The 26,410-nt window shown below is 46.3% G+C and carries 20 protein-coding genes; 9 read left to right on the plus strand and 11 right to left on the minus strand.

The features are described 5' to 3' along the window. Window positions 1-49: 49 nt before the first annotated feature. From odhB to CKK33_RS19840, 4 genes are all read right to left on the minus strand, one after another. A complete protein-coding gene (odhB, locus tag CKK33_RS17925; RefSeq protein ID WP_095705429.1) occupies window positions 50-1,651 on the minus strand; it encodes a 2-oxoglutarate dehydrogenase complex dihydrolipoyllysine-residue succinyltransferase in 1,602 nt (533 codons plus the stop codon). 129 nt (window positions 1,652-1,780) lie between these two features. Beyond that, a complete protein-coding gene (locus CKK33_RS17930; protein ID WP_095705430.1) occupies window positions 1,781-4,588 on the minus strand; it encodes a 2-oxoglutarate dehydrogenase E1 component in 2,808 nt (935 codons plus the stop codon). A 143-nt stretch (window positions 4,589-4,731) separates the two neighbouring features. Next, window positions 4,732-6,009, minus strand: coding sequence for a DASH family cryptochrome (locus CKK33_RS17935; protein ID WP_095705431.1), 1,278 nt, complete (start codon window positions 6,007-6,009; stop codon window positions 4,732-4,734). A 19-nt stretch (window positions 6,010-6,028) separates the two neighbouring features. Further along, window positions 6,029-6,193 (minus strand): DUF2256 domain-containing protein, encoded by a 165-nt coding sequence (locus CKK33_RS19840; RefSeq protein WP_095705432.1) that lies wholly within the window; start codon window positions 6,191-6,193, stop codon window positions 6,029-6,031. A gap of 458 nt (window positions 6,194-6,651) precedes the next feature. Between CKK33_RS19840 and CKK33_RS17945 the strand changes: the two genes are divergently transcribed. The 3 genes from CKK33_RS17945 to CKK33_RS17955 are packed head-to-tail and all read left to right on the plus strand — an operon-like array spanning window position 6,652 to window position 9,333. After that, complete coding sequence (locus CKK33_RS17945) at window positions 6,652-7,302, plus strand: TetR family transcriptional regulator C-terminal domain-containing protein (RefSeq protein WP_095705433.1); 651 nt, start codon at window positions 6,652-6,654, stop codon at window positions 7,300-7,302. A 10-nt stretch (window positions 7,303-7,312) separates the two neighbouring features. Further along, entirely contained in the window at window positions 7,313-8,002 is a 690-nt protein-coding gene (locus CKK33_RS17950) for an HAD family phosphatase (protein ID WP_095705434.1), read from the plus strand. Continuing rightward, on the plus strand, window positions 7,999-9,333 hold the full coding sequence (locus CKK33_RS17955; RefSeq protein WP_095705435.1) for an AarF/ABC1/UbiB kinase family protein: 1,335 nt from the start codon (window positions 7,999-8,001) through the stop codon (window positions 9,331-9,333). The genes CKK33_RS17950 and CKK33_RS17955 overlap by 4 nt, the downstream gene beginning before the upstream one ends. Here the strand turns inward: CKK33_RS17955 and CKK33_RS17960 are convergent. Continuing rightward, window positions 9,316-9,528 (minus strand): hypothetical protein, encoded by a 213-nt coding sequence (locus CKK33_RS17960; RefSeq protein ID WP_233138257.1) that lies wholly within the window; start codon window positions 9,526-9,528, stop codon window positions 9,316-9,318. The genes CKK33_RS17955 and CKK33_RS17960 overlap by 18 nt on opposite strands. A 162-nt stretch (window positions 9,529-9,690) precedes the next feature. Continuing rightward, a complete protein-coding gene (locus CKK33_RS19555) occupies window positions 9,691-9,858 on the minus strand; it encodes a hypothetical protein (protein ID WP_158223473.1) in 168 nt (55 codons plus the stop codon). Between the two features lie 257 nt (window positions 9,859-10,115). Between CKK33_RS19555 and CKK33_RS17970 the strand changes: the two genes are divergently transcribed. Both CKK33_RS17970 and CKK33_RS17975 read left to right on the plus strand, forming a co-directional pair. Beyond that, window positions 10,116-11,027: a TIGR01777 family oxidoreductase gene (locus tag CKK33_RS17970; protein ID WP_095705438.1), complete on the plus strand. Its 912-nt coding sequence runs from the start codon at window positions 10,116-10,118 to the stop codon at window positions 11,025-11,027. Next, entirely contained in the window at window positions 11,020-12,333 is a 1,314-nt protein-coding gene (locus CKK33_RS17975) for a deoxyribodipyrimidine photo-lyase (RefSeq protein ID WP_095705439.1), read from the plus strand. The genes CKK33_RS17970 and CKK33_RS17975 overlap by 8 nt, the downstream gene beginning before the upstream one ends. Here the strand turns inward: CKK33_RS17975 and CKK33_RS17980 are convergent, their stop codons facing one another. The 4 genes from CKK33_RS17980 to ggt all read right to left on the minus strand — a co-directional run bounded on the left by CKK33_RS17980 (window position 12,334) and on the right by ggt (window position 16,136). Then, window positions 12,334-13,293: an FKBP-type peptidyl-prolyl cis-trans isomerase gene (locus CKK33_RS17980; protein ID WP_095705440.1), complete on the minus strand. Its 960-nt coding sequence runs from the start codon at window positions 13,291-13,293 to the stop codon at window positions 12,334-12,336. 6 nt (window positions 13,294-13,299) lie between these two features. Continuing rightward, window positions 13,300-13,806 (minus strand): FKBP-type peptidyl-prolyl cis-trans isomerase, encoded by a 507-nt coding sequence (locus tag CKK33_RS17985; RefSeq protein WP_095705441.1) that lies wholly within the window; start codon window positions 13,804-13,806, stop codon window positions 13,300-13,302. An 87-nt stretch (window positions 13,807-13,893) separates the two neighbouring features. Beyond that, window positions 13,894-14,334 carry a MarR family winged helix-turn-helix transcriptional regulator gene (locus tag CKK33_RS17990; protein ID WP_095705442.1) on the minus strand — a complete coding sequence of 147 codons (441 nt, stop codon included), beginning with the start codon at window positions 14,332-14,334 and terminating at the stop codon, window positions 13,894-13,896. A gap of 122 nt (window positions 14,335-14,456) precedes the next feature. Continuing rightward, window positions 14,457-16,136: a gamma-glutamyltransferase gene (gene ggt, locus CKK33_RS17995; protein WP_095705443.1), complete on the minus strand. Its 1,680-nt coding sequence runs from the start codon at window positions 16,134-16,136 to the stop codon at window positions 14,457-14,459. Window positions 16,137-16,328: 192 nt separating this feature from the next. Here ggt and CKK33_RS18000 point away from each other — a divergent pair, with 192 nt between their 5' ends. After that, window positions 16,329-16,823 (plus strand): hypothetical protein, encoded by a 495-nt coding sequence (locus tag CKK33_RS18000; protein ID WP_095705444.1) that lies wholly within the window; start codon window positions 16,329-16,331, stop codon window positions 16,821-16,823. A 45-nt stretch (window positions 16,824-16,868) separates the two neighbouring features. On the opposite strand, the gene CKK33_RS18005 is transcribed toward CKK33_RS18000, so the two are convergent. Then, on the minus strand, window positions 16,869-20,627 hold the full coding sequence (locus CKK33_RS18005) for a S8 family serine peptidase (RefSeq protein WP_095705445.1): 3,759 nt from the start codon (window positions 20,625-20,627) through the stop codon (window positions 16,869-16,871). A gap of 403 nt (window positions 20,628-21,030) precedes the next feature. On the opposite strand from CKK33_RS18005, the gene CKK33_RS18010 reads away from it, so the two are divergent. The 3 genes from CKK33_RS18010 to CKK33_RS18020 all read left to right on the plus strand — a co-directional run bounded on the left by CKK33_RS18010 (window position 21,031) and on the right by CKK33_RS18020 (window position 26,410). Then, window positions 21,031-21,549 (plus strand): hypothetical protein, encoded by a 519-nt coding sequence (locus CKK33_RS18010; protein ID WP_095705446.1) that lies wholly within the window; start codon window positions 21,031-21,033, stop codon window positions 21,547-21,549. Between the two features lie 137 nt (window positions 21,550-21,686). Then, window positions 21,687-26,168 (plus strand): DUF2341 domain-containing protein, encoded by a 4,482-nt coding sequence (locus tag CKK33_RS18015; protein WP_095705447.1) that lies wholly within the window; start codon window positions 21,687-21,689, stop codon window positions 26,166-26,168. Further along, entirely contained in the window at window positions 26,165-26,410 is a 246-nt protein-coding gene (locus CKK33_RS18020) for a hypothetical protein (protein ID WP_095705448.1), read from the plus strand. Before CKK33_RS18015 ends, CKK33_RS18020 begins: the two co-directional genes overlap by 4 nt.

Below are 26,410 nucleotides of genomic sequence, written 5' to 3' on the forward strand. Positions count from 1 at the left end.
GAAAAGCCAGGCAAATGCCTGGCTTTTCTTGTTTTATATCTCAAAAGGCTTAAACGCCTAATAATAATCTTGCAGGGTCTTCCAGCAGTTGTTTAACACGTACCAGGAAGCTTACCGATTCGCGGCCGTCAATGATGCGGTGGTCATAAGATAAGGCCAGGTACATCATCGGGCGGATAACCACTTGTCCGTTAACGGCTACCGGACGCTCGACAATGTTGTGCATGCCCAGGATAGCTGATTGCGGCGCGTTGATGATCGGAGTCGACATCATGGAACCGAACACACCACCGTTGGTGATGGTGAAGGTACCACCGGTCATTTCATCAATGGTGAGTTTGTTCTCGCGGGCTTTACCTGCTAAAACAACTATGGCTTTCTCAATTTCGGCCAGGCTCATGGCATCAGCATTACGGATCACCGGAACCACCAAACCTTTTGGTGCCGATACCGCTATAGAAATATCCGCGAAATTACTGTAAACAATTTCTTCACCTTCAATGCGGGCATTCACTGCAGGCCATTCTTTCAGTGCCTCAGTAACCGCTTTGGTAAAGAACGACATGAAGCCTAAGCCTACGCCGTGTTTTTCTTTGAATTTATCTTTGTATTTGCCGCGCAGTTCCATAATTGGCGACATATCCACCTCGTTGAAGGTGGTTAGCATGGCTGTTTCGTTTTTAACGGCAACTAAGCGTTTAGCAACAGTTTTGCGCAGTGAAGACATTTTCTCACGGCGATCGCTACGCGGGCCTTGTGCCTGAGGAGCGGCAGCAGGAGCAGCGGGTGGTTTAGCAGCCGGAGTTGCAGCAGCGGCCGGTTTGTTTTGCGCGCCAAGTGCATCACCCTTAGTGATACGGCCGTCAACGCCTGAACCGTTTACAGATGCAGGATCAACTCCTTTCTCGGCCAGTATTTTTGCAGCGGCCGGTGACGGCGTGCCCGACGCGTAAGTGGTACCTTTTGAAGGGGCAGCCTGTGGCGACTCATTCACTTTATCGGCAACAGCCGGTGTAACCTGTGCTGGCGAAGTTGCAGCAGGGGCAGTTGCGCCCGCGCCTTCTATTTTGCAAACCACCGCGCCAATAGCCAGCGTATCACCTTCGTTAGCCAAAGTTTTTAACGTACCGGCTTTTTCGGCGGTAAGTTCAAAGGTCGCTTTGTCTGATTCCAGTTCGGCAATGGCTTCATCCATTTCTACGGCTTCGCCATCTTTTTTGATCCAGCGTGATAGGGTAACCTCGGTGATAGATTCGCCAACCGGTGGCACTTTTATTTCTATAGCTTCGCCGCCAGCCTGCGGTGCAGGCGCGTAGGCATTGGCCGGGTTCTCAGGGCTATTAGCCGTGGCAGGTTTGTCACCATCGGCAGTGGTAGCAGGGGCGCTTTCGGCGGCCGGTGCAGCGGCGGCAGCGCCACCTTCCTCAATGGTAGCCACAACAGCACCAATGGCTAAAGTATCGCCTTCGGCAGCCGCTGTTTTTAAAGTTCCCGCTTTTTCGGCGGTAAGTTCAAATGTTGCTTTGTCTGATTCCAGTTCGGCAATTACCTCGTCCATTTCTACATGGTCGCCATCCTTTTTTTTCCAGGATGCCAGGGTAACCTCGGTAATGGATTCGCCTACCGGCGGAACTTTTATTTCTAAACTCATATTTTTATTGATAGTAGTTGTAGTTTTTTTATTTTCGTTGGAAAGTTGGAATGTTTTAAAGTTGGAAAGTTGACCTATCGGAAAGTTAACATTTTAACCTTACAACATTGCAACCTTACAACTTAACAATCAATCCGCTCCGGCGTTGGCCATTTTTTCAGTCGTTTTCTCGATTTTCTCTTTAACCTTTTTGCCGGCAGGCGCTTCAAACGCTTTTGAAACAATATGCGCTTGTTGTGCCGCATGTTGTTTGGCAAAACCGGTAGCCGTACTGCTGCCTTCCAAACGTGAAATCACACGCAGGTTAAGGTACTTATCATCATGGAACTTGCGGCAAATGTATGGCCATGCTCCCATGTTTTCCGGCTCTTCCTGTACCCAGAAAAACTCAGTGGCGTTTTCGTACTTAGCTTTAACTTTTAGTATCTGCTGTACTGGTGTAGGGTACAATTGCTCAACACGTACAATAGCTACATCCTTGCGCTTATCTGCCTGTTGTTTCTCCAACAGATCGTAATATACTTTACCGGTGCAAAGCAGTACGCGTTTTACTTTTTTAACATCAACAAAAGTATCATCAATCAACTCATGAAACTTACCGTTGGTAAACTCGCTTAAAGGCGATACGCAATTAGGGCTGCGCAGTAAGCTCTTTGGTGTAAATATGATGAGCGGCTTACGGAAGCTGCGGTGCATTTGCCTTCTTAAAATATGGAAGAAGTTGGCAGGAGTTGTACAGTTAGCTACCTGTATGTTATCATCAGCGCAAAGTTCCAGAAAGCGCTCTACACGTGCCGATGAGTGCTCGGGGCCCTGCCCTTCATAACCGTGCGGCAATAACATTACCAAACCATTACCACGCTGCCATTTTGTTTCGGCGCTGGCTATGTACTGGTCAACAATGATCTGGGCGCCGTTAAAGAAGTCGCCAAACTGTGCTTCCCAAATGGTTAACGCGTTAGGGTTAGCCAAAGCGTAGCCATATTCAAAACCCAGCACACCATACTCAGACAGTAAGGAGTTAAAAATACTCAGTTTAGCCTGGGTGTTAATGGTCTCTAATGGTGTATACTCGTCTTCAGAATCAACCAGGGTTAATACCGCGTGGCGGTGTGAGAAGGTACCGCGTTTAACGTCCTCACCACTCAGCCTCACCGGGAAACCTTCTTTCAACAGGGTACCGTAAGCCAGTTGCTCACCCATTGCCCAGTCAAATATTTTGGTAGAGTTAACCATTGCCTTGCGGTCTTCAAATAACTTTTCAATCTTTTTGAAGAAAGCCTTGTCTTTAGGCAGATCGGTGAGGGCGTTACCAATTTCGCTGATCACCTCTTCGCTTACCGAAGTATCCGGAGTGCTAATGAACTCGCTGTGGTTGGCCAAATGCAGGCCCTTCCAGGCACCTTCAAACATCGGGATGGTATCAGTAAACCTGTCAGAAGCTTTCGCTTCATCCAGCATTTTTTGCAACTCGGCACGGAAATCTTTTTCCAGCTTTTTCACATACGCCTCATCAACCGTTTTTTCAGTTATCAGCTTTTTGCTGTATATCTGCAATGGATTGGGGTGGGCCTCAATAGCTTTGTATAATACGGGCTGGGTAAACTTAGGTTCATCAGCTTCGTTATGGCCATAGCGGCGGTAGCAAAGTATGTCAATAAAAACATCTTCGTTAAATACCTGGCGGTATTCCATAGCCAGGTTTACTACATAGGCCAATGCTTCCACATCATCACCATTCACATGGAAAACCGGTGATAACACCGTTTTGGCCACATCTGTACAATAAGTACTTGAGCGGGCGTCTTTATAGTTGGTGGTGAAACCTATCTGGTTATTAATCACCAGGTGAATGGTACCGCCGGTGCTGTAACCATCCAGTTTTTCCATTTGCAATACCTCGTAAACAATGCCCTGGCCGGCAACTGAGGCATCACCATGTATCAATATCGGCGCTATTTTAGAATGGTCGCCGTTGTATTTAAAATCTATCTTAGAGCGGGTTATACCTTCCACAACCGGGTCAACCGCCTCCAGGTGAGATGGGTTGGGGCAAAGGCTTAAGTGAACCTTTTTGCCTTCGGCTGTTTCCACATCGGTAGAGTAACCGAGGTGATATTTCACGTCGCCACCAAATGGTTGTGATGAATCGTAATTTTTACCTTCAAACTCAGAGAACACCTCTTTATAGGTCTTCTCCATAATGTTGGTAAGCACGTTTAACCGGCCGCGGTGAGCCATACCGATGATAAACTCCTCGATACCCAGTTCCGATCCTTTCTTTACAACAGAATCCAGTGCTGGTATCAATGCTTCGGCACCTTCTAACGAAAAACGTTTCTGGCCCAAAAATTTAGTACCCAGGAAGTTTTCAAATACCACTGCCTCATTCAGTTTTGACAGCATTTGCTTTTTCTGCTCGGCGGTAAATGACGGCGTATTACGTTTTTTCTCCATCCGGTCCTCAAACCACTTTAATTTAATAGGGTTGCGGATGTAAGTATATTCGGCGCCAATAGACTGGCAATAGGTTTGTTCAAGCAAGTCGCGTATATCGCGCAGTTTGGCGGGGCCCAGGCCCACTTCAACACCGGCATTAAATACGGTATCCAGGTCGGCGTCGCTTAAACCAAAGGTTTCAAGCTCTTTACCAGGAAAGTATTTGCGGCGTTCGCGTACAGGATTGGTTTTGGTGAATAAATGGCCGCGTGAGCGATAACCATTTATCATATTCATTACGTTGATTTCTTTAAAAAGATGGCCTGATGTTTCCGGAGAAGAAACACCTGCAGCAGGGGCATTATCCTGGCCAAACTGAAATCCTTCGAAGAATTTCTGCCAGCCATAGTCTACTGATTCGGGGTCTTGTTGATAAGCTTCGTATAATGAATTGATGTAGGCAGCGTTTCCGCTGTTTATATAATTTAGGCGATCCATAAGATTGCTATGTGGTAAACGGTGCAAAACTAAGCATAATAGTACAATATGCCGAAAATATCTGTTATAACTTTTTAGTCATAACTAAGGTTTGATAAAAGATTTCTTTTAAGGTTTAAACCTTATGTTTCATAAACCGCCTATCAGGCAATAGGCAGGGTGTTGCCAATGGCCGGGAGCCAGGTGTTAATGTAGGCGTTATCAGACTGGGATGGCTTAGCCGCGTTAAAGAAACGGTTGCTTTTGGTATCATTACCTACACCGGCCAAAAACGCCCAGTTGCCCCAGTTACTTGCCGGAGAATAATCAATCAGCTTTTCTTCAAAATAAAGAGCGCCTTTGGTCCAGTCTACCTGTAAATCTTTAATAAGGTAAGCGGCAACTGCCTGGCGTGCATAATTACTGATATAACCAGTAGCATTTAACTGGTGCATGGCGGCATCAATATACGGTTCGCCGGTTTGGCCGTTCTTCCAGCGCTCAAAAAGTTCATCCTGGTTATCCGCTATATCCGGCGCACTGCCAAACCCCTCTGACCGGAAAAATTTTTGCCCGTGCTTTTTAAACATGAACCGGAAATAATCTCGCCACAGCAGTTCCAGCATCAGCGGGTCGGCGTTTTGCAGGTGATGTTCTTTCTGGTAGTTAAGTACCTCCCAATATACCTGCCTTGGCGATATGCAGCCAACGGCCAACCATGGCCCCAGCCCCGATGAATTGGGCTGGTTACGCACATCAGCGTTAGACAGGTATTGCTGCATGCGCTTTAGCGCTTCAGTTTCTCCACCGTTTATCTTTTCACCGGCACGGGGATCGTCCACCGGTTCGGGTACGCCAAGGTCATGCAGGGTTGGTAATTCGCCCGCGTCATTAATTTCCGGGATGATCACCTGTTCCGGAGTTGTCACCACCGGGCGTACGGTACTGTCACGTTCCACCTTCTTTTTAAATGTGATAAAACTATCGGGTATATCTTTTATAGGGAAAGGCAGGTCTTCTTTATGGTACATGGTATGCCCTATAAAGTGTTTGAGGTTAAGCTGCTTCTTCCAAAGGGCCTCCTCTACCTTTTCAGAGATGGTGGTTTCATCCGGCGCCACTTCGCGGTGGTGGTATACTTCACTCACCTGGTATTCCTCAGCCAGCTGTACCAGCACCTCGGCAGGGTCACCGGTGCGGATGAGCAAGTCGGCACCTATTTGGCGTAAGCTGGCACGCAAATCGGCGACAGACTCTATAAGGAAACGGGTACGGAAACTGCCGGTTTTAGTAGCACCGGCGCTGTTTGCTTTAAAATAGAAGGGGTCAAAAACGTATACAGGTAATACTTTATCAGCCCGGCGCACCGCTTCAGATAATATTTCATTATCATGGATGCGCAGGTCATTTCTAAACCAAACCAGTATAGTTTTATCACTCATATGAACAAATCAATCTTATTTAGATTGATTTCAAAGATGCTAAATTTTTACTTCTTCTGCACTTGTCGCTGCAATATTTGACATCGTCCCAACACTTCTCCCACTTTTTTCGCCATGAGAAAGGTTTATTGCATACCAGGCAATTTTTAGACGGAAGATGTTGTTTGTTTCCTTTGTATTCCATTAATATAATTCTTCATCTATTCATCCGTCGGCTGAAGCCGACGGCAATGAATCACCCGGCGCATTTAATAACATCATTGCCGTCCCGTTCATGGGGACGGATAGGCACCAATTAGAATAATATAAATGCTATTCTACTACCGTCGGCTGAAGCCGACGGCAATGAATCACCCGGCGCAGTTCATAATATCATTGCCGTCCCCATTTATGAGACGGATAACATGCAAAGCCTACTGCAATTGCTTTCATAGTAAATGCCACACTACTACCGTCGGCTGAAGCTAGCGGCAATGAATCACCCGGCGCAGTTCATAATATCATTGCCGCCCAATTTCTGGGACGGACAGACAACAGCCTGTCAACCAAGTGTTATTCTATTGTAAAAACTAAAGCAAGCCCTGCATCGTTAATATAACAGAGTAGCTTTTATCACTACCTTTACTACAAATAAAAACATTTATGGCCACTACCGAAAGCATACAAAAAGCCTATATCGATTATGTGCTGACAGAGGGGAAGCAACCCCAGTCTGTTTACGTTTTTGCCAAAAAGAACAAAATGGCGGAAGAAGAGTTTTACCGCTTCTTTGGCTCTTTTGACGCTATTGAGCAAAGTATATGGACCAGCCTGATGCAAAAAACCATCAGCGAGATCCGTTCGCAGGAAATATGGCCACAATACAGCTCGCGTGAAAAAGCATTATCATTTTTTTACAGTTTTTTCGAGCTGTTAAAAGGTAGCCGCAGCTTTGCTGTATACAGCATAAAAAAACATAAAACCATTGGCACACCCAAGGTGCTTGAACCGGCTAAAGACATTTTCGAAGAGTTTGCCACCGGTATTTTAAATGAGGGACTTGAAAGCGCCGAATTAAGCGACCGTAAATTTTTCAGCAAGCGTTACAAGGATGCCCTTTGGGTACAGTTTGGCTTTGTACTTAACTTCTGGATCCATGATGATTCGGCCGGTTTTGAGAAAACCGACGAAGCTATTGAAAAAGGCGTAAACGTAACCTTCGATCTGTTCCAGCGCTCGCCTATAGATAACCTGTTTGAATACGGTAAGTTTCTGGCCAAGAATGGTGGTATAAAAGAGAAAATGGGTTTTTAGTAAAATTTGATTGAACAACAACACGCCCGCCGCATTTACAGCCATTTTTGATATGGATGGTACTATCATTGATAATACCTCCTATCATTATAAAGCCTGGCAGGAGTTATTCAAAAAACATCAGCTGCCGCATCTTACTAAACAAACCTACCTTAACCAGATAAGTGGGGTTCCTATTATCAACACGGTTAGGCAGTTTTTTGGTAAAAACGCCGATGAGCAGTTTAGCCAACAGCTTGCCGAAGAGAAACAAGCGTTATACCGTAAGGGTTATGGGCCTCATGTAAAGCCTATAGAAGGTTTAGAAAACTTTTTAGCCGGTTTAAAAGCTGCAGGTATTAAAATAGCTCTTGCAACATCATCCGGTAAAGAGGATATTGATTTTATTTTTAACTCGGTAGCTATAGGTAAATACTTCGATACCCTTGTTACCGGCAATATGGTAACAGAGCCTAAACCCTCACCGCAAATTTTTCTGAAAGCAGCAAGCCTGCTTAACGCAGAACCCGCCAAATGCCTTGTTTTTGAAGACTCGATAGCAGGGTTAAATGCCGGTAAAAACGCGGGCATGAAGGTTGCCGGTATAACCACCAGCCATAGCGCCGCCGAAATAGCAGGATTGGCCAACATAGTGTTTAACAATTACACCGAACTGGACATAAGCCGGCTAAATACTTTATTTGAAGATACTATAAAATGAGCGACAATAAACCAAAAGAACAAAATAGTATACCCACCAGTAAGGTGGAGCGTAGTGCCAAGTTTGTAACTACAGGACTTAAAATAGGCGGTAATTACATAAAGCACTATTCTAAAAAGCTTTTTAACCCCGACCTGGACCGCAGCGAACTAAACGAGGATAACGCGACTGACATATACCAATCATTAAGCGAACTAAAGGGCAGCGCGTTAAAAGTTGCGCAAATGCTTAGTATGGATAAGAACCTGCTGCCACAGGCTTATGTGGATAAGTTTAGCCAATCGCAGTACAATGCGCCTCCACTCTCCGGGCCGCTTATTGTACAAACCTTTAAAAAGTATTTCGGTAAAACGCCCGAGCAGATCTATGATAAGTTCAATATCCGCTCAACCAATGCCGCTTCTATTGGCCAGGTACACCAGGCCGAATTAAACGGCAAAAAACTGGCGGTTAAGATCCAATACCCAGGCGTGGGCGATTCCATTTCATCAGACCTGAAACTGATAAAGCCTTTTGCCTTCCGGATGCTGGGCATGAGCGAAAAGGAACTGGATGTATACATGAAGGAGGTGGAAGAACGCCTGCTGGAAGAAACAGACTACGAACTGGAAGTACGGCGCTCTATAGAATTTTCCATAGCGTGTAAAGTGCTGGATAATGTGGTGTTTCCGGACTACTACCCTGACCTGTCCAGCAAGCGCATCATCACCATGGATTGGCTGGAAGGTATTCACCTTAAAGAGTTTTTAGCCACCAACCCGTCGCAGGAACTGCGCGACCGTATAGGCCAGGCGTTATGGGATTTTTATAATTACCAGCAACATGAATTGCGTGCCGTGCATGCCGACCCACACCCCGGTAATTTCCTGATCACGCCTGATGGTAAACTGGGCGTTATCGACTTTGGTTGTATTAAAGTAATGCCTGACGATTTTTATTACCCGTTTTTCTCACTTACCTCTACCAACCTTTTTGAGGATAAGGAAGAAACCATTAAGGCTTTTCGCAAGCTGGAAATGATATTACCATCAGATACGCCGCAGCAGGTTAATTTTTACCACGAATTATACAAACAAATGATCAGCCTGTTTGCCAAGCCTTATATTACAGATGTATTTGATTTTAGCGATAAGGCCTTTTTTGACGACTTGTTTGGCTTTGGCGAAAAGGTGGCCAAGATGCCTGAGTTTAAGCAGGCCCGCGGCGTAAAACACTTTATATATATTAACCGTACTAATTTTGGTCTGTACAATATCCTGCATGAATTAAAAGCCCGTGTAAAAACAGACACGTATAAACCGCATGTACAGGAGTTAGATCAGGTGGAATAGTAGCGCCATGGCCAGGCAAAAGGTGAATAGCCAGGCAACATTTGATTTTGCCCGCCATATTTCCATATCGGCAATACGCCCTGTACCGTAAAAAGAATTATACCTGCGGCGGCAATAATAGCCATACATGATAAGAAAAGAAAGAATTATAAAAGCAATGCTGATGAGAAGGTATTGAAAACTTTGGGTTAACATATATTTTATAACAATATGGCTTTTTACGTGCAAAACAGTTGCCATGTTGCTTTTTTATCACATTTGTTGATTTTGGTGAAAATTTAAGGTCATAAAAAAAAGCAGGTTGTTTAACCTGCTTTTAATTGTGTACTTATTTGCCTTTCGGGGGGAAATTAATCCCTATGCGGCAGCATAAGTGAGCAGTAAAATGGTTGTTAAAACAGCGCAAAAAACCAGGCTGATGTTGGAGCGCATGGCCCATGATTCTATGTCAGTAATTCGGCCCGTGCCCATGAATGCTTTTGCGCGCTGCCTGCAATAAACGGCAAATGCGATTGTTGAAAACATGATTAATGCGCCAAGTACAATTAAAAAAACCTGAAATGTTGTTGAAAGCATCATAAAATATCCTCCTCGTAACTTCTTAATAATCAGAGAACCGGACTTTTTATATTTTTGTTTGTAAAATAAATGTTATGCAAGTATTATTTTTTAAATTTTAAGAGAACTATTGTGCGCAATGGTTAAAACATTATACAAACATTTTTATTATCAAGGGCGTAACCATACGGTTGTTATATAATGGATAAGCATATTTCAAAAAAATGAGCGCAAAAAACATACTCATTACCGGAGGCTCGGGCCTTTTAGGCAAACAACTAACCCATGAACTTTTAAACAAAGGGTATAGCGTTAGCCACCTTAGCCGTAAACCCAATCCGAACAATACCCGTATAAAAACATTTGTATGGGATGTTAATAAAGGAGAGATAGACCCGGCCTGCATAGACGGTGTTGATACCATTATACACCTGGCAGGCGCTGGCATTGCCGATAAACGCTGGACGGACAAACGTAAAAAAGAGATCACTGATAGTCGCACCAAATCCATTGCCTTGGTTTACAACCTCATGCGCAACAAACCACACCGGATTAAAACGGTAATATCCGCATCAGGCATTAATTACTATGGCGATTGCGGCGACCTTATCCTGAACGAGGATACACCACCTGCAAATGATTTTATTGGTAACTGCTGTGTAGAATGGGAGAACGCTGTTGACCAGGGTACTGAGTTTGGCCTGCGCATCGTAAAGTATCGCACGGGTGTGGTGCTTGATAAAAAAGGAGGAGCCCTGCCTAAGTTGGCTATGCCTGTTAAGCTTGGTGTTGGCTCGGCGTTAGGTAACGGAAAACAATGGGTACCGTGGATACATACACATGATGTAACCGGCATGTATATCTTCGCGCTGGAAAATGAAAGTCTTGCGGGCGTATTTAACATGGTTTCGCCTATGCCGGTTACTAACCTGCAGCTTACAAGCTCGGTAGCCGCCCAATTGAAGCGGCCTTTATTGACACCTAAAGTACCGGCATTTTTAATCAAACTGCTATTCGGCGAAATGGCTTCACTTGTTTTGGGCAGCGTGAGGGCTTCGGCATTAAAAATAGAGAACGAAGGTTACCAGTTCAAATACGCGGATATCGGCTCTGCATTAAAAGAAATTTATGGATAACAAAGCACCTGTAAACGTATTCTGGTTTCGCCGCGACCTGCGGCTGGATGATAATGCCGGCTTGTACCACGCGCTGAAAGGCGAACACCCCGTATTACCCTTTTTTATTTTCGACCGAGATATCCTCGACGATCTGGAAGATAAGGATGATGCCCGGCTTACCTTTATCATGAATGCGCTTGAAGACATAAACAAGCAGCTGCATGAGCATAAAAGCGGCCTGCTGGCTTGTTATGACAAACCCAAACAGGCCTGGCAAAAGCTCCTGGAAGCTTATGAGGTAAAAACCGTTTATACCAACCACGATTATGAGCCTTACGCCAAAGAGCGCGACAGCCATATTGAAAGCTTACTGAAAAAAGCCGGCGCCGAATTAAAGACCTTTAAGGACCAGGTGATATTTGAAAAGCAGGAAGTGGTAAAAGACGATGGCAAGCCCTACACCGTATTTACCCCTTACAAGAACAAATGGCTGCAAAAACTTAAACCGTTTTATTTAAAGGCTTACCCAACCCATAAATACTTTAAGCAGTTATTGCATTTTAAAGCGCCTACGCTGCCGACACTTAAAGAGATGGGCTTTGAGAAGAGCAGCCTGCAACTCCCGGATAAAAAATATAAAGATATTATAGCCGACTACGGCGAAACACGCGACATACCGGCAATAAAAGGCACTTCGCATATTGGGCCGCACTTGCGTTTTGGTACCGTAAGCATAAGACAGTGCGCTGCCGATGCCCATAAAGCGCATGATAAAACCTGGCTGAATGAACTGATATGGCGCGAGTTTTACTCCATGATCCTATATCATTTCCCGCAAACGATGGATCATGCTTTCAGGCCCGAATATGACCGCATTAAATGGCTCAACGATGAAAAGCAGTTTAAGGCCTGGTGCGAGGGAAAAACAGGCTTCCCGCTGGTTGATGCCGGCATGCGCGAATTAAATGCTACCGGTTTTATGCACAACCGCGTGCGTATGGTTACCGCGAGCTTCCTAAGTAAAGACCTGCTGATAGACTGGCGCTGGGGCGAGCGCTATTTTGCCCGCAAACTGCTTGATTATGAGATGGCCAGCAATGTTGGCGGCTGGCAATGGGCTGCTGGCAGCGGTACTGACGCGGCGCCATACTTCAGGATATTTAACCCCGACAGCCAGGCCAAAAAGTTTGACCCTAAACTGCAATACATCAAAAAATGGGTTCCGGAATATGCCGATTTTAGCAAATATCCAAAACCCATTGTTGACCACTCCTTTGCCCGCGAACGCTGTTTAAAAGCGTTTAAAGAGGCGCTGAGTAAGTAATCATGGTTGTGTTACCTGTGTAATCTGCATTTCAAAATGCAAAATAGAATTTGGAGGTATAGTATTGTATCCGCTAACACCATAACCCAACGCTGAGGGTATATATACTGAAAGTGATGTACCGGTAGCGGCATGTTTTTTCAACGCGTCTTTAAAACCTGTTACCGTCCCAAAAATACCCTGATATGTAATAGCAGTAGTAGAATTGGTATTATCAAAATATACACCATTTAAAAAAGAACCGGCATAGGTCAGGCTTACGTTGGAGTAATCACCAATTTCGCCTACTGTTCCCGTGCCCGGGGTAATCACCTTGTAGTAATAGCCTAATGGGTCTTTAGTGTAACCGCTTATTACGTTATTAGCAGTCAGGTAATTTCTGATCACCATATCATCGTAAGCATTTTGGTCTTTTATCACATTTACATAAATATCCAGGCTTTGGTTACCTGCAATACGGGTATTAGTGTTGGTGATACTGCCTGAACCATAACCCCTGGTACCATATGCCAACCGTGAGGGTATCAACACGCGCATGTTGCTACCTTTATATTTTAAAATATTGTGTATGGCCAGTTGCAGCCCCGATGGCAATGCAAAACCACTTATAGCAGCCGGGTTAGTTAAATGGCCCAGAAAATCATACCGCCTGTTGGCAATGGTATCACCGATGACAAACTTACCATCCATAGAGCGGATGGTATATACAATAGATACCTGGTCAGAATACTTGAGTGTATCACCTTTCCCCTGTCCTATTATTTTATAATAGATGCCCGAGTTACCGTCGCTTAGGGTAGTGGTATCCTTAGTGAAGCCGGTAAGGCCGTTGGCAGTCATGTAGTTTTGTATCTGCTGGTCGTCGTATTGCTTTATATCGGGCTGGTTTTGGTCGTTCTTTTTACAGGCGGATAAAGCGGCAAACGCGATGAGCAAAAAAGTAAAAAATCTATGTTTCATTTAAAATCAGTTCGTTATATCTAAAAGTTCTATCTCAAAATCAACCACGCTGTTCTTGGGCAGGCCAATGCCCGGCTGATCGTAAGGCCCATACGCATAACGTGATGGGGAGAGGATACGTATTTTTCCGCCCTTTTTTATTTCGGGTATGGCCAGCCGCCAGGCCGGCATTACTTCGCCTAAAGTAAATGACGGATGAAAATCATTGCTCTGCGCGAACAACTTACCCGTGGTCAGTATTTTGGCGGTATAATCAACCGTTACACGGGTAGAGTTGGTGAACAAGTCGTTACCGCTGCCCGGTTGCAATACAATGTAATATATACCGGTTGCCACGTTGGCGCTGTCTACCTGCTTTACGCTTCCACGCAGGTTATTATCATCAATATACTTTTGTATAATACCATCATCAATCACCGCCTGCTGCCTTTGCAGGGCTACAGCATCGTAGCCTTTTTTACACCCGGCAAATACCACGGCGAACAATAACAATATCAGCAGTATCCTGTTCATGAATTTCGCAACCGCAAATTTATTGTTTTATATGGCAAAAACAGCAGCTTAACACTTTTTAACACATACAGGTATAAAATAGTGCCGTCAGGGTTTGTAATTGAGGGTAAGCTGGTTGATCTTTTTAAGCATTTCGGTAAGATACTGCTTGTCAGCGTCGCTGATGTGGGCGTTAAGGTAGTTGTTAAACTGCTTTACCACATTTTTGGCCAGCTGGCGCTTTTCCTTGCCAAGATCGGTGAGGTATATCTTTACAGAGCGCTTGTCGCCCTGGTTTGATGCCCGGTAGATGAGCCCCGATTGCTCCAGCTGATTAAGCATGCGCGATAAGCTGGTTGACTTGAGCCCAAGCAGCGCCGCCGCCTGTGAAACAGTTGTTCCCTCCTCATCAATATTTATGAGCAGGTAACCGATAGACTGTGTAATGCCAAATTCGGTAACTATTTGGTTGTAACGATTAGCAACCGTTTGCCAAACTATCTTTAAAAAATAATCAATAGTTTCCTGCTGTTTTACATAGCTCCGCATATAGCACAAACATAATATTTTTAACGGTATATCTTTAGCAATGAGTTTAAAGTAAAAGCTATAAGGTTGATATAGCTATTGGAAGCTGCACCTATTTTAACTTTTAAATTTTGAATTTTTACTTAATAGCCATTTGTTGTATCATCCCCCCTTGGGTCGGCGCCGCCCTGGTAGCCTGCCGGGGTCAGCAATATAGCATCTACCCTGCCAATGGCGCCACGCGGAACTACTTTGTATCCTTTTTGCTGTAACAATAATATCGTCGCCTCGTTAAACGCGCCTTTTTCGGCTTCTACCTCATCGGGCAGCCACTGGTGGTGGAAACGTTTCGCGGCTACAGCTTCCTGCATATTTTTATCAAATTCAATTACGTTAAGTATCGTCTGGAAAACCGACGTGATAATGGTTGAACCTCCGGGGGTGCCTACTACCATAAACAGCTTTCCATCTTTTTCGAGGATTGTTGGCGTCATGCTGGATAGCATGCGTTTACCCGGCTGTATGCTGTTGGCTTTACCGCCAATAAGGCCATACATGTTGGGTACACCTGGTTTTGCGCTAAAATCGTCCATCTCGTTGTTGAGCAAAAAGCCCGCGCCGCCCACAAATATCCTGGAACCGAAGGTATCGTTAAGTGTAGTGGTTACCGATACCGCGTTACCATCGCCATCAACAATAGAATAGTGGGTGGTTTGCTCGCTTTCATAACCCGGGAAGGTGCCGGGTTGTATGGCCGCGCTTGGCGTAGCGGCATCCCAGCTAAAATTTTTCATTCGGGCATTCATATAGGCCGGCTCGATCAAGCCGTTTACCGGAACTTTAAAAAAATCAGGGTCGCCCAGGTATTTAGACCGGTCGGCGTATACCCTGCGCTCTGCCTCTACCATTAGCCTCACCGTACTATCAGTATTAAATCCCCAACGGTGCAGGGGGTATTTCTCCACCGCGTGCATCAATTGTAATAAAGCCACACCTCCGCTTGAGGGTGGCGGCATAGTGATGATGTTGTATTGCTTATAACTCCCGGTAAGCGGTTTACGCCATACGGAATGATAGTTTTTTAAATCGGCAGCAGTAACCAGGCCACTCCCCTTTTTCATCTCGGTAACAATTAAGCCGGCCACAGGGCCGCTGTAAAAGCCCTCACGGCCCTTATCGCGTATGCGTTCCAGCGTATGGCCCAAGTCTGTTTGTACCAGCACATCCCCTTCTGCCCAGCCACCAGTTTTAAGCAGATAGCTTTTGTCAGGGTTTCGTGCCGAAAAATCGCCCGAAGCACGGTTGAGGTCGCTTGCCAGTCTTTTGGTGACCTTAAATCCTTTAAGAGCAAGCTCAACGGCGGGCTGTACCAGCGAGGCCCATTGGAGTTTTCCATATTTTTGATGAGCGGTAAACATGCCATCTACTGCTCCGGGCACGCCCGATGCCTGGTGGGTATAAGTACTTTTGCCGGGGATAATATTCCCGGCAGCATCCTGGTACATCTTTTCTGACGCAGCAGCCGGGGCTTTTTCCCTAAAATCGAGCGTGTTTGCCACGCCACCTGCCTGCCGGTATACCATAAAACCACCACCGCCAATATTACCCGCTTGCGGGTGCGTAACGGCCAGCGCGAATTGTACGGCCACCATAGCGTCAACCGCATTGCCGCCTCTTTTTAACACATCCACACCAATTTTTGAAGCATCCGGATAGGCGCAAACCACCACACCATGCGGATATACCTGCTGCTGCGCCTCGGCCATATTTAAAGCTCCCACTATACCTGCCAACACGTAAAATATAATGCGCCTATAGTTCATATTAATGTTCTGTTTTTAGGCAAGATAAGTGATTTATCAGCCAAAACCATAGCCATAAAAGCCATTTTTTTACCACTGATTTTGAGCCGAATGACTTATCATTACACATTTTATTAACCCATTTACAGCATAAACAACACTTTATGCCGTTACTTATGGAAACTTTTTTACAATAAACAGCATCTTAACAACATGAAAAAAATTCTCCTTTACGCATTTGCGATATGCACTTTTGTACTGATGGCCGGGCGCTTACAAGCCCAGGATTACAAGACGGCCGTAGGCCTTAAGTTTGGTGGCTACGAGAACGGCCCTTCCATCAAATATTTTATGAATGAAGGTACCGCCCTTGAAGGTATAATAGGCCTGCGCAGCCACGGCGTAGTTTTTTCGGGCTTGTATGAGTTACACCAACCTGCTTTTAACACCAGCGGACTAAAGTTTTACTATGGCTTTGGCGCACACCTGGGCAGCGTAGGCAGCGGTGTTTACAAACGTTTTGGTGGTGATGACAAGATCTATAACGACAGCCACCTATTGTTAGGTGCCGATGCTGTGCTGGGGCTGGAGTATAAAATAGCCGAGGCGCCGATAGCTATAAGCCTTGACCTGAACCCACGCGTTGAACTGGCCACCGGCCCATTCTTTGATGTGGCGCCGGGACTGGGAATTAAATATACTTTTTAAGTTTACCATTTAAACAGAAACGGCCCGCCAAGCGGGCCGTTTCTGTTAGTGGGCAATAATGAGCTTATGCCCGTATTGCTTTTGCCCCAGCTGCACTCTCAGCACGTAAGTACCAGGCAACTGGTTGGCAGTATTAATGTTGATACTAAAATTACCCGCCGTAACTTTCCGGCTGGTTTGGTAAACCACCACACCGGAGGTATTCACGAGCGATAATTTCATCAGGTCATCAGCTTTGGCTACAAAAACCACATTTACATTATCATTAGCCGGTACAGGGAACAGCGTAAGTCCTATTTCGCTGTTTTTGTCGGGATTTTTGGCGACCAGGGCGTATTTAAACTCATCCGATTCGGTGATACAGCCGGTATTAAGCGTTACCTGTACTTTATAATTGCCGCTAACCAAAGGGGTATAGGTAGCAGCAGTAGCACCGTCAATAGCCTCACTGTTCAAGAACCATTGGTTACCGTCGCTGCTGCTTGATTTCAGCATATCGTTATCCTGCGTTATGGATGGCTTAGTTACATTAACCGCTACGCGCTGGGTAGATGCGCAACCCGGGCTGCGCACTTCCATATCATAAAAATAGTAGTAGAAATTACGGTAATAACTGGTATCGGCGCTGTTTTGGCCAGATACGGCAGTGTTTCCTGTGATTTTTATAATGTCACCTATGCCAAAAGGATAACCGCTTACCGGCCCCCTGTTGCGGTATAACGACGCGCCCGCTTCAAAAGTTGGGGTAATGGTGTAATTACCGGCGGCTGGCAACAGCAGGTTTAAAGTATAGCGTTTCCCTTTATCAAGCGGATCATCCGGCAGTTCGGTAGGGAACGCGGCCGTGGTTGACGTGGTCCTGGTGGCGGTAACGTTCAGCCTTACAGTAGCTACCACCTCACCATTATCATTGGTGGCGGTAAAGGTTACACGCCCCGGTGTGCCTACATATAGCCGGGCGCTTTCAATGGTGATAGCCGCTCCGGTACTTATGCGCACACCCGATGTATACTGGTTGTAACCACCTGTAGGGGCTGCATTTTTATTAACAAGGCCCAGCTTTCCGCTAAAATCATTTAAGCCTGCGTAGTATTGATTATTAACCGGTGGTGTAGTAACCGTCGCGGTTGACCCAGCGCCTACCGGCACAGTAGCCGTTGGCGAGGTGTACCAGAACAGTTGCCCATCCCCGGTACCGCTTAGCTGGTAAGCCTGTGTATTAACGCAGTAAAAACCCGTGGCCGATGGCGACTGTGGCGGTGTGCCCACCGTTATGCTATCCGTAACTGAATTATTTGACGGAATAGGATCATTTGCCAGGCCTGTAACCGCTGTTACGGTATAGGTAGTACCGGTAACTGTATTAAACTGGCTGCTAAGCGTAAAATCTGTTTCCTCCTCGGGAGACAGTGTACCCGTGTATGTTTCATTGAAAACCACCGGTGTAATGCCGGGTGCATTTACCGTTACCTTAACAGGGATATTGCTGATAGAAGCGCTTCCAAAGTTTTTTAAACGCACAGTAACGGCCACGGCTTTATCACAGGTAACCCCGTCGGTACCATTCAGGATGGCTATAGCACCCGCGTCAACAGCCGGTTTAAGGAACTGCACGCGGTAGTCCTGCGTTTCGCCTTTAGCATAGTTTCCGCAGGGTGATATGGTAGCTGCATCGCTGGTTTCAACCAATACAATACGCAGCAAAGTAGTATTGCCAGGCACAGCGTTGCCAGGCACGGTTAAGTTACCTGTAAATGTACCGGGGCCGTTGATAACGCCCGTGGTAGCCACCGTTTCGGTATTATCGAAAACGCCATCTCCATTCCAGTCTACAAATATCTTAGCCGCTTTGTTGAAATTCTCCCCGCAAGTACCCAAACTTAAACCGTACGGATAAGTTTTGCCTACCTCAAGCCGTATGGCGGTATCGGTTTCATCCGTATACCCGGTGCAGCCGGGCGCGCCATTCTTATTAATGTTTGACAAGGTAAAGTTGGTGATCTTGGAATCAACGGCCGACACCGGTGCCGATGCGCAATAGGGACTGCCCCCTACTCCGGTAGCAATAAGCGAATAAGCCTGCAAGCCGTTACGCAGGGTGCCTTTGTGCGATATAGTGATGGTATATTTCTTTCCGGGTATACAATTAGGAATATACACCTGCTCTATGTTATCCCTGATGTTATCGCCATTGGTAGCCGCCGCCGATGGATTATCGGGCGAAAGCACCCAGGGGGTATAAGTGGTGCTGCCATCGCTGATGCGAAGGTCAAGGTCATTCACCAGCTTTGGCGTGCGGTCGTTGATCGTGGTACCGGTGGTTGGTGTGCCCTCAGGGTCGGTCCACGAAATGCTTACCGAAAGGGGCCCGTTACCAGACGCGATGATATCACGCGTAGTTACCTGTCCCTGATTCAGCGTATTTTCGGCTATGATACTTTTAACGCCATTATCTGTAATGGACTGCGCCGCCTTGCGCATATCCAGCAAACCCCAGCCGTATATATAATCGGGACCAACGTTGCCCGCGTCAAATGCCGTGTGGCAGGCCAGCCCTTTGAGGGTAGCGGCACGCATAAAATTTCCCGAGTTTTTTTGAGCGTAATATTCCTGTAGCAGGTATAATGACCCTGTAATGTTAGGTGCTGCCATAGACGTACCCGACAGGTATAAGTAATAACTGGGGTTTTGTGCCCCGGTTGAGTAGATGTTTTCGCCATCGCCAACAATATCTGGCTTCACCCGCCCGTCATCTGTTGGCCCCCAGCTACTGAAATAAGAGGTGCTGATATCCTGCCGGTTTACCGGCCCATTGGGCTGCGGCCCAACCGAACCAACGGTTAATATATTCTTGGCCGTACCTGTAGTGGTGATTACATCATAACCATTATTACTGCTGATGGTTGCCGGGCGCGGGCCTTTATTGATAAAAGTAGGATCAGTACGGCTGGTATAGCCATAGTAGGTGCTGCCAACGGGTGGGCCGTTGCTCGAACGGCTATTACCTGCCGACTCAACAATAAGATAATAAGGCGCGTTGTAGGCGATCTTGTCCCATGACTGGGTGCGTGCGTCGTAAAAGCCGAAATTATAATCCTCTGTATCACCAGGTAAGCCGTACCATTCCCAGCGACCATCAGCGGCGTTGTAATCCCAGCCGCCAACATCCCCGTAAGAGTGGTTAGAAAGTAAAAGACCGGCGGCGGCACTGCTCATCTCTGCCACGTCGTTATCAAAATCCCATGACTGGAGCGTAGCCGCCCCGAAGGCCATTCCCTTCGCCGGCGCGTATATACCTTTGGCCAGCATGGTGCCGGATACATGCGTGGCATGGTCAATAGCATCGCCGGTATTATTGAGTTTGATGGTCTTTCCATCGAACTCGCGGTGGAGGGCATACACGTTACCGCCATCCCAAATACCCAGCTTATTATTTAAAATCGCGCTTGAGCCACTTAAATTAAGGTTTAAAGACCCGCCGGGCTGCACCGCGTTGGTACCGGTGGTAGCAGCGGCAATGGTATTATTATGTGTGGTGAGGTATACCGGGAACCCCCTGTCGTTTACACCCTGTAGGGCAATGAGATTACCGGCCTTATCTATACGTTTAACCACCCAACCCTTAGCTATGGCCAGCGTGAGGGCCTTTTGGTGGCGCTGAGTAAAGTTTTGCGCGGCCTGACCGGCCAGCATATCCAGTTCCCTTTTGCCTGTGGCGCTTACGGGCAACTGTTGAGCAAAAGATAAAAAATGTAAACCGCTTAAGAGCAGTACAAATAATAAGGTAAGCGGCTTTTTAAACATTTACAGCATGCGTTTTGGCAGCTTTAAAATTATTTATTTTATATTATAACAGCCCCATCAGCTGCAAAAAATAATAGTTAATGGCATAAACATTGATTTTATTTAATAGTTAAGCCAGCCAACACCCATTACGCGCTTTCATTTGTACTTATCCATATCCCTTTTCGTTCAATCAGGCTGCATTTACAGGTAACGAATTACACATTATGGGGAAAATATTACCCACTGCAATTTTTCTTTTTTACTAATGTTTTCAGAACAATCAGATTGGCCTGTGTAATTACCACATGTTTACTCCTTATGTGTTTACAACCACAGGGAGTGTTTTTAACAGTTGATTTTGAGCATCTTTTTTGCATTACGCGCGTACAAAGCCCGACATTTAACCCTAATTACTTAGCTTTTGAAAAAACGTTTACTACTCCTTACTGCATTACTACTCAATATTACCCTGCTTTTTTTTAATCAAAAAGCAACAGGGCAGGTGGTGTTTAACTCTTTGCAGGGTAACTCGCCGGTATATACCAAAGGCGTTACCAACGCTGTGGTATATGGTTTTAGTGTAACTGTGCCTGCGGGAGCATATTTCAACGGCGGCCCGCTCAGGATTGGTGTTACACAAAGCTTAAATGGTTTTACCAGCAGCGCCAACTTGGTGCGGACAACCAGCGCTGACCCTACACTTGCCTTAAGTGCGCCACAAGGCACCTATGGAGCAAACGTAAACGGATCAGGAGATAATGGAATTGCTATCAATGGATGGCCTATTATAGACAATCGCTTTAGTTTTTTTCTGTTACCTATTATTTTTACCTGGTTATCAGTTACAATACCAGCCCTAATACACCTCAACCTACCTCTTATAATTTTTACTTACCTTCAGCAGCTAATATTACCCAAAATGGTTACGCAGGAGGTATAACGGTTAATAACACCAACTCTACTACATATAGCTTTAGCTACGCGCCTCCGGCACCTGCCTTTTCATACGCTACACCACAGGTTTACACTACCAATATTGGCATAACGCCGCTTGCCCCTACCAACACCGGCGGCGCGGTGGGTAGCTACAGCGCAGCAGCAAACTTTGCAACCGTTAACGCGAGTAATAGTGTAGCGGTAAACCCTGTTAACGGCAATATTTATGTTACCAGCACTACGGGTAACGCGGTATATATATACAATTCGGCAGGTACGCTTCAAAGCACCCTAACCGGCGCAACCTACAACTTCAACAGCCCTGATGGTATTACCATTGACAATTCCGGAAACGTTTATGTAAGTAATGGCACTGGTGGTACCATAAAAAAAATAACCCCTGCCAATGTGGTTACTACCATTACCGGCTTTAACCGTCCCACAGGCATGGCCACCGATGCCGCGGGCAATTTATACGTGGCCGATTTTGGCGCCAACGCCATTTACAAAATAGCATCGGGCGGTACTACCGCGGGTACGGCTTATATTTCAGTTTCGGGCCCATGGGATGTGGGAATTAACTCCACCGGCGACCTGTATGTAACCGTTGATGGCCCTACCAACAACATCAACCAGATATACAAATATCCGTCAGGCTCCACCACGCCTACAACGGTTGTTTCAACAGGCTTAAACTCGCCCCGTAACATTTCCATTGACAGCCAGGGTAACGTGTTTTTCGCCGACTGTTATAATGGCGCTATTAAACTTTTAAACACCTCAGGTACAGTAAGCACTATAGTGAGCGGTTTAAGTACCCCGGTCGGTATAGCACAAGATGCCTCCGGAAACTTGTTTTACACCAGCTTTAATAACAACCTGGTTTATAAATCAACCGCAAGCGGTTACTCCATCAGCCCAACATTGCCGGCCGGTTTAAGCTTTAATAATTACACCGGCGTTATCAGCGGTACGCCCACAGTAACCTCGCCGGCCACCAATTATACGGTTACGGCAACTAATGGTGGTGGTAGCAGCACCGCGGTGGTAAATATTACGGTCAACCCGCCGGTGAGCCTCAGCTACACTACGCCGTTAAGTTTTACAGCGGGCAGCGCCATACCTACCCAATTCCCTACCACAACGGGTAACCCTACCAGTTATTCTACCACCGGCTTACCAGCGGGTTTAACGCTGAATACCACAAACGGGCAAATTACGGGTACGCCAACTACAGCAAGTGCCGCCGCTAATTACAGCATTACCGCTACAAATGGTACCACCAATGCTACGTTTAATATCAACATCACAATATCAGCCGCTACCTACCCAACAGGATATGCTTACAAAATGCCCATTACGCTCAATACTACCGGGCTGGGCATCAGCGGCAACTTAACCAAGTTCCCGGTATTGCTAAAAATTGTTGACCCGGGCTTAGTAGTTACTACCGGCGGCTGCAGCAACCGCGTACAGTTCCCAACAGGCCCGGCTTATGACTTTGCTTTTGTTGACCCCAACTCATCTGCCAACGAATTGCCTTACCAGGTAGAGTCATATGACCAAACAACGGGTACTTTGCTTGTTTGGGTGCAGATCCCCATCATCTACAAATCGTCTAACAACGTACTTAACTTTTATTACGGTAACGCAACAGCGCCCTCAACACATACCACCACGTTCTACCAAAACACCTGGAAGTCGGTAAACACTACCTCCAGCAACTACCAGGGGGTATGGCACTTTACGGAAGTACCATCAACCACCGCCGCCAGCGTTTTAGATGCCACAGGATCCGGCAATGACCTTACCGCAAGCTCTACCAGCGCAACTAGATCAAACGCAATTATACAAAGTGGGGCAACACTTAACGGAGCAACATTAGCTAAAACCGGCGCAACCAACCTTACGGCTTTAAATACGCCTATGACCATGTCGTCATGGATGTATTACAATACTTACCCTGCATACGCTTCAAACGTAATGACGGTGCAAAATCAAGCGGTAGGGTCCTACTCACAGATGGCCTTCAGGGGTACCGCTAATGCCGCCAATAACAATGCCATATGCCTTAACCTTGGCGGTGGAGGTGTGGTAGTGAGTGCCGATGTGTGGCCAACAACAGCCGCCTGGCATTATGTTGTTTACACTTATGATGGCACAAACAGCACCATTTATGTAGATGGGGCGTTAGCCAAAACCAATACCACATCGCCCAATACGGCCGTAGCCAACACCATAGTTTTTGGCAGTTATACGCCATTTGGGCCCGAAAACTTTACCGGTACGGTTGATGAATCGAGGGTGATCAACACTAACCTCTCTGCCGATTGGGTAAAAGCCGAATATGTTAACCAAACCGACCCCGGCACCTTTACTGTTGAGGGTACAACCGTGGCCGATGCTACCAACGTAAAAACCATACCGGGCGGGGTTACCTATACCTACAACGGTACCACTTACACGCCTAATATTACCGGCCCTTCCAACACGCCATCATTCAACGGAAATGAGAACTTCGTGATATCCAATTCAACAACCTTATCGGCGGGGTTAAACATGTACGGCCTTACCGTGAACAGCGGTGTTAACCTTGGCGTTAACGGGCAAACGCTAAACGTAGCCTGTAATGTTTACAACAATGGCACTATATCCAATACCAGTTCAACTATATCCTTCAACGGTACTTTTACGCCGCAATATTACTATGGCACTAATACCTCCGGTACCGGGCAGGTAGGCAACATGATTATCAATAACACAGCTACCAGCGGACAGGTAAGGATTACCGGCGGCCCTATAGATCTGTATAATACCCTCACCCTTACCTCAGGCAACCTGTTTATTGATAATGCCAATAACGGTGCCCTTACGCTTAAAAGCTCCGGTACGGTTACCGCACGAGTAGCGGCAATACCTTCAGGCTTAAGCGTTACCGGTAATGTTACGGTAGAGCGCTGGTTTACCGGCGGCAGCGCGAGTAACCGCGGCTGGCGGTTAATGAGTTCGCCGGTTAATAACTCCACCAATATACAATTAGCCGCCAACAGTAACACGGCCACAACGGCGGCATATAATTTTTCAAGCCTAAAAAACAACCTGCCTTTCAGCGGTACTGGCGGTGCAACTAACGGCTTTGATGCTTCTACCAATAATGGGCCTACGGTGTTACTTTACAACACCAGTACATTCCTGTTCTCGTCGCTGCCGAGCCTTACCACCAGCGTACCGGTAGGCTCAGGATTTTACTTTTATTTCAGAGGTAACCGCAGCTCTAACAAATTTACTCGGCCATTCCCTAACCCTGAGGCAAATACCGTAGGGCAGCAAACCGGCTACCTTAACCAGCAAAGTTTCAGGTACAACCTATCCAATGCCGGCAACGGCTGGAACGCCGTAGGTAACCCCTATCCTTCAACCATAGCAGTAAGCAGTGCTGCCCTATCGCCATCAGGTACTACGGGCTTTATTTATACCTATACTTCAGGAAACAGTGTTGTCACGCAACTCGGTTCTGCTAATATTGCCAGCGGCCAGGGTTTCTTTGTAAGGGCTAATGCTGCCGGCGGTTATATAACATTTACCGAGGCGCTTAAATCCACTGCCCAACCTACCGGGGCTGCGCTATTAATGGGTTTACCTAAAGCTACACCCGAGCCGCTTTTAACTATGCGCATGGTACAGGATTCGGCTAATTACGATATTGCGCATCTGCGCTTCCTGGACAACTACAAGCCTACCTATTATGATATGGAAGATGCCGATGATTTTAACGGACAAGGCCAAACCGTGTTCCTGAGCGCCATGACCAGCGACGCGCACAAGGTAGCCGTGGCCTCGCAGCCTTTTGACAAGCAGCGCACCTCTGTTTACCTTTCTATTGATGATAGCAATAGCGGCATATATACGCTTAAAAGAGATACCCTAAAAGATATACCTGATATTTATGAAGTGTGGTTAATGGACCACTTCACCAAGGATTCGCTTGACCTCAGGGCCAACAGTACCTATAATTTCAACCTGAATAAAAATAACCCGGCTACTTTTGGCAGCAACAGGTTCGAGGTGGTTATCCGCAAGAGGCAGTTACCTCCATACCAGTTGATCTCCTTCAGCGGTACACGCAACGCCAAAGATGTTACACTTAACTGGAACACCGTTAACGAATACAACTACACCAGTTTTGAACTGCAGCGCAGCATTGATGGTCAGAATTTCCAGGCCGTGCGTGACATGCAGTCAACCACATCGGGCACGTATAGTTACAAGGATGTAGACGCGCTTCCGGTGGGTAATGTGTACTACCGCCTTAAACAGGTAGACATTAACAACAAGGAATCTTACTCTAACGTGGTGATCATTAACACCGCCGGTAACGGATCGCTGAGTATTTATCCTAACCCTACGTCAAACAATATCAACTTCAGCCTTAACAATACCGTTAAGTTACCGGTAAGAGTGCGCATTTATAACTCTACCGGCGGATTGATGAAAACCGCGTTATTCAGTAACAGTTCAGGCCAGCAGGATGTTTCCGCGCTGATGCCGGGCACCTACACCATTCAGATTACTACCGAAGGCAACAGCGACGCTGTGCTTACCGGAAAATTTATAAAACTATGATGATCAAGTGCAGCTGGAAAAGTTTATTTCTTTTATTAACCGTATTCTTCCTGAACACCGTAATGGCATTTGCAGATGACCCAACCCCGTGTACAGGAGACCCCGACGACCCGAACTATGACCCTAACGCGTGCAACCTGCCCCTTGATACATGGGTATATATCCTGGTGGCGGTAGTCCTATGTTACGGTGCCTATAAATTGTATAAAAAGAACGCGCAACCGCAGTTGCTTAACAATTGA

It is taken from the genome of Mucilaginibacter sp. MD40, from assembly GCF_002288635.1.
Lineage (GTDB): Bacteria > Bacteroidota > Bacteroidia > Sphingobacteriales > Sphingobacteriaceae > Mucilaginibacter.

What these genes read in the sequence shown, in the direction of transcription:
- odhB (WP_095705429.1), bottom strand. Translation starts at nt 1,651, where the DNA reads ATGAGTTTAGAAATAAAAGTTCCGCCGGTAGGCGAATCCATTACCGAG.
- CKK33_RS17930 (WP_095705430.1), bottom strand. Translation starts at nt 4,588, where the DNA reads ATGGATCGCCTAAATTATATAAACAGCGGAAACGCTGCCTACATCAAT.
- CKK33_RS17935 (WP_095705431.1), bottom strand. Translation starts at nt 6,009, where the DNA reads ATGAGTGATAAAACTATACTGGTTTGGTTTAGAAATGACCTGCGCATC.
- CKK33_RS19840 (WP_095705432.1), bottom strand. Translation starts at nt 6,193, where the DNA reads ATGGAATACAAAGGAAACAAACAACATCTTCCGTCTAAAAATTGCCTG.
- CKK33_RS17945 (WP_095705433.1), top strand. Translation starts at nt 6,652, where the DNA reads ATGGCCACTACCGAAAGCATACAAAAAGCCTATATCGATTATGTGCTG.
- CKK33_RS17955 (WP_095705435.1), top strand. Translation starts at nt 7,999, where the DNA reads ATGAGCGACAATAAACCAAAAGAACAAAATAGTATACCCACCAGTAAG.
- CKK33_RS17960 (WP_233138257.1), bottom strand. Translation starts at nt 9,528, where the DNA reads ATGTTAACCCAAAGTTTTCAATACCTTCTCATCAGCATTGCTTTTATA.
- CKK33_RS19555 (WP_158223473.1), bottom strand. Translation starts at nt 9,858, where the DNA reads ATGTTTTCAACAATCGCATTTGCCGTTTATTGCAGGCAGCGCGCAAAA.
- CKK33_RS17970 (WP_095705438.1), top strand. Translation starts at nt 10,116, where the DNA reads ATGAGCGCAAAAAACATACTCATTACCGGAGGCTCGGGCCTTTTAGGC.
- CKK33_RS17975 (WP_095705439.1), top strand. Translation starts at nt 11,020, where the DNA reads ATGGATAACAAAGCACCTGTAAACGTATTCTGGTTTCGCCGCGACCTG.
- CKK33_RS17980 (WP_095705440.1), bottom strand. Translation starts at nt 13,293, where the DNA reads ATGAAACATAGATTTTTTACTTTTTTGCTCATCGCGTTTGCCGCTTTA.
- CKK33_RS17985 (WP_095705441.1), bottom strand. Translation starts at nt 13,806, where the DNA reads ATGAACAGGATACTGCTGATATTGTTATTGTTCGCCGTGGTATTTGCC.
- CKK33_RS17990 (WP_095705442.1), bottom strand. Translation starts at nt 14,334, where the DNA reads ATGCGGAGCTATGTAAAACAGCAGGAAACTATTGATTATTTTTTAAAG.
- ggt (WP_095705443.1), bottom strand. Translation starts at nt 16,136, where the DNA reads ATGAACTATAGGCGCATTATATTTTACGTGTTGGCAGGTATAGTGGGA.
- CKK33_RS18000 (WP_095705444.1), top strand. Translation starts at nt 16,329, where the DNA reads ATGAAAAAAATTCTCCTTTACGCATTTGCGATATGCACTTTTGTACTG.
- CKK33_RS18005 (WP_095705445.1), bottom strand. Translation starts at nt 20,627, where the DNA reads ATGTTTAAAAAGCCGCTTACCTTATTATTTGTACTGCTCTTAAGCGGT.
- CKK33_RS18020 (WP_095705448.1), top strand. Translation starts at nt 26,165, where the DNA reads ATGATGATCAAGTGCAGCTGGAAAAGTTTATTTCTTTTATTAACCGTA.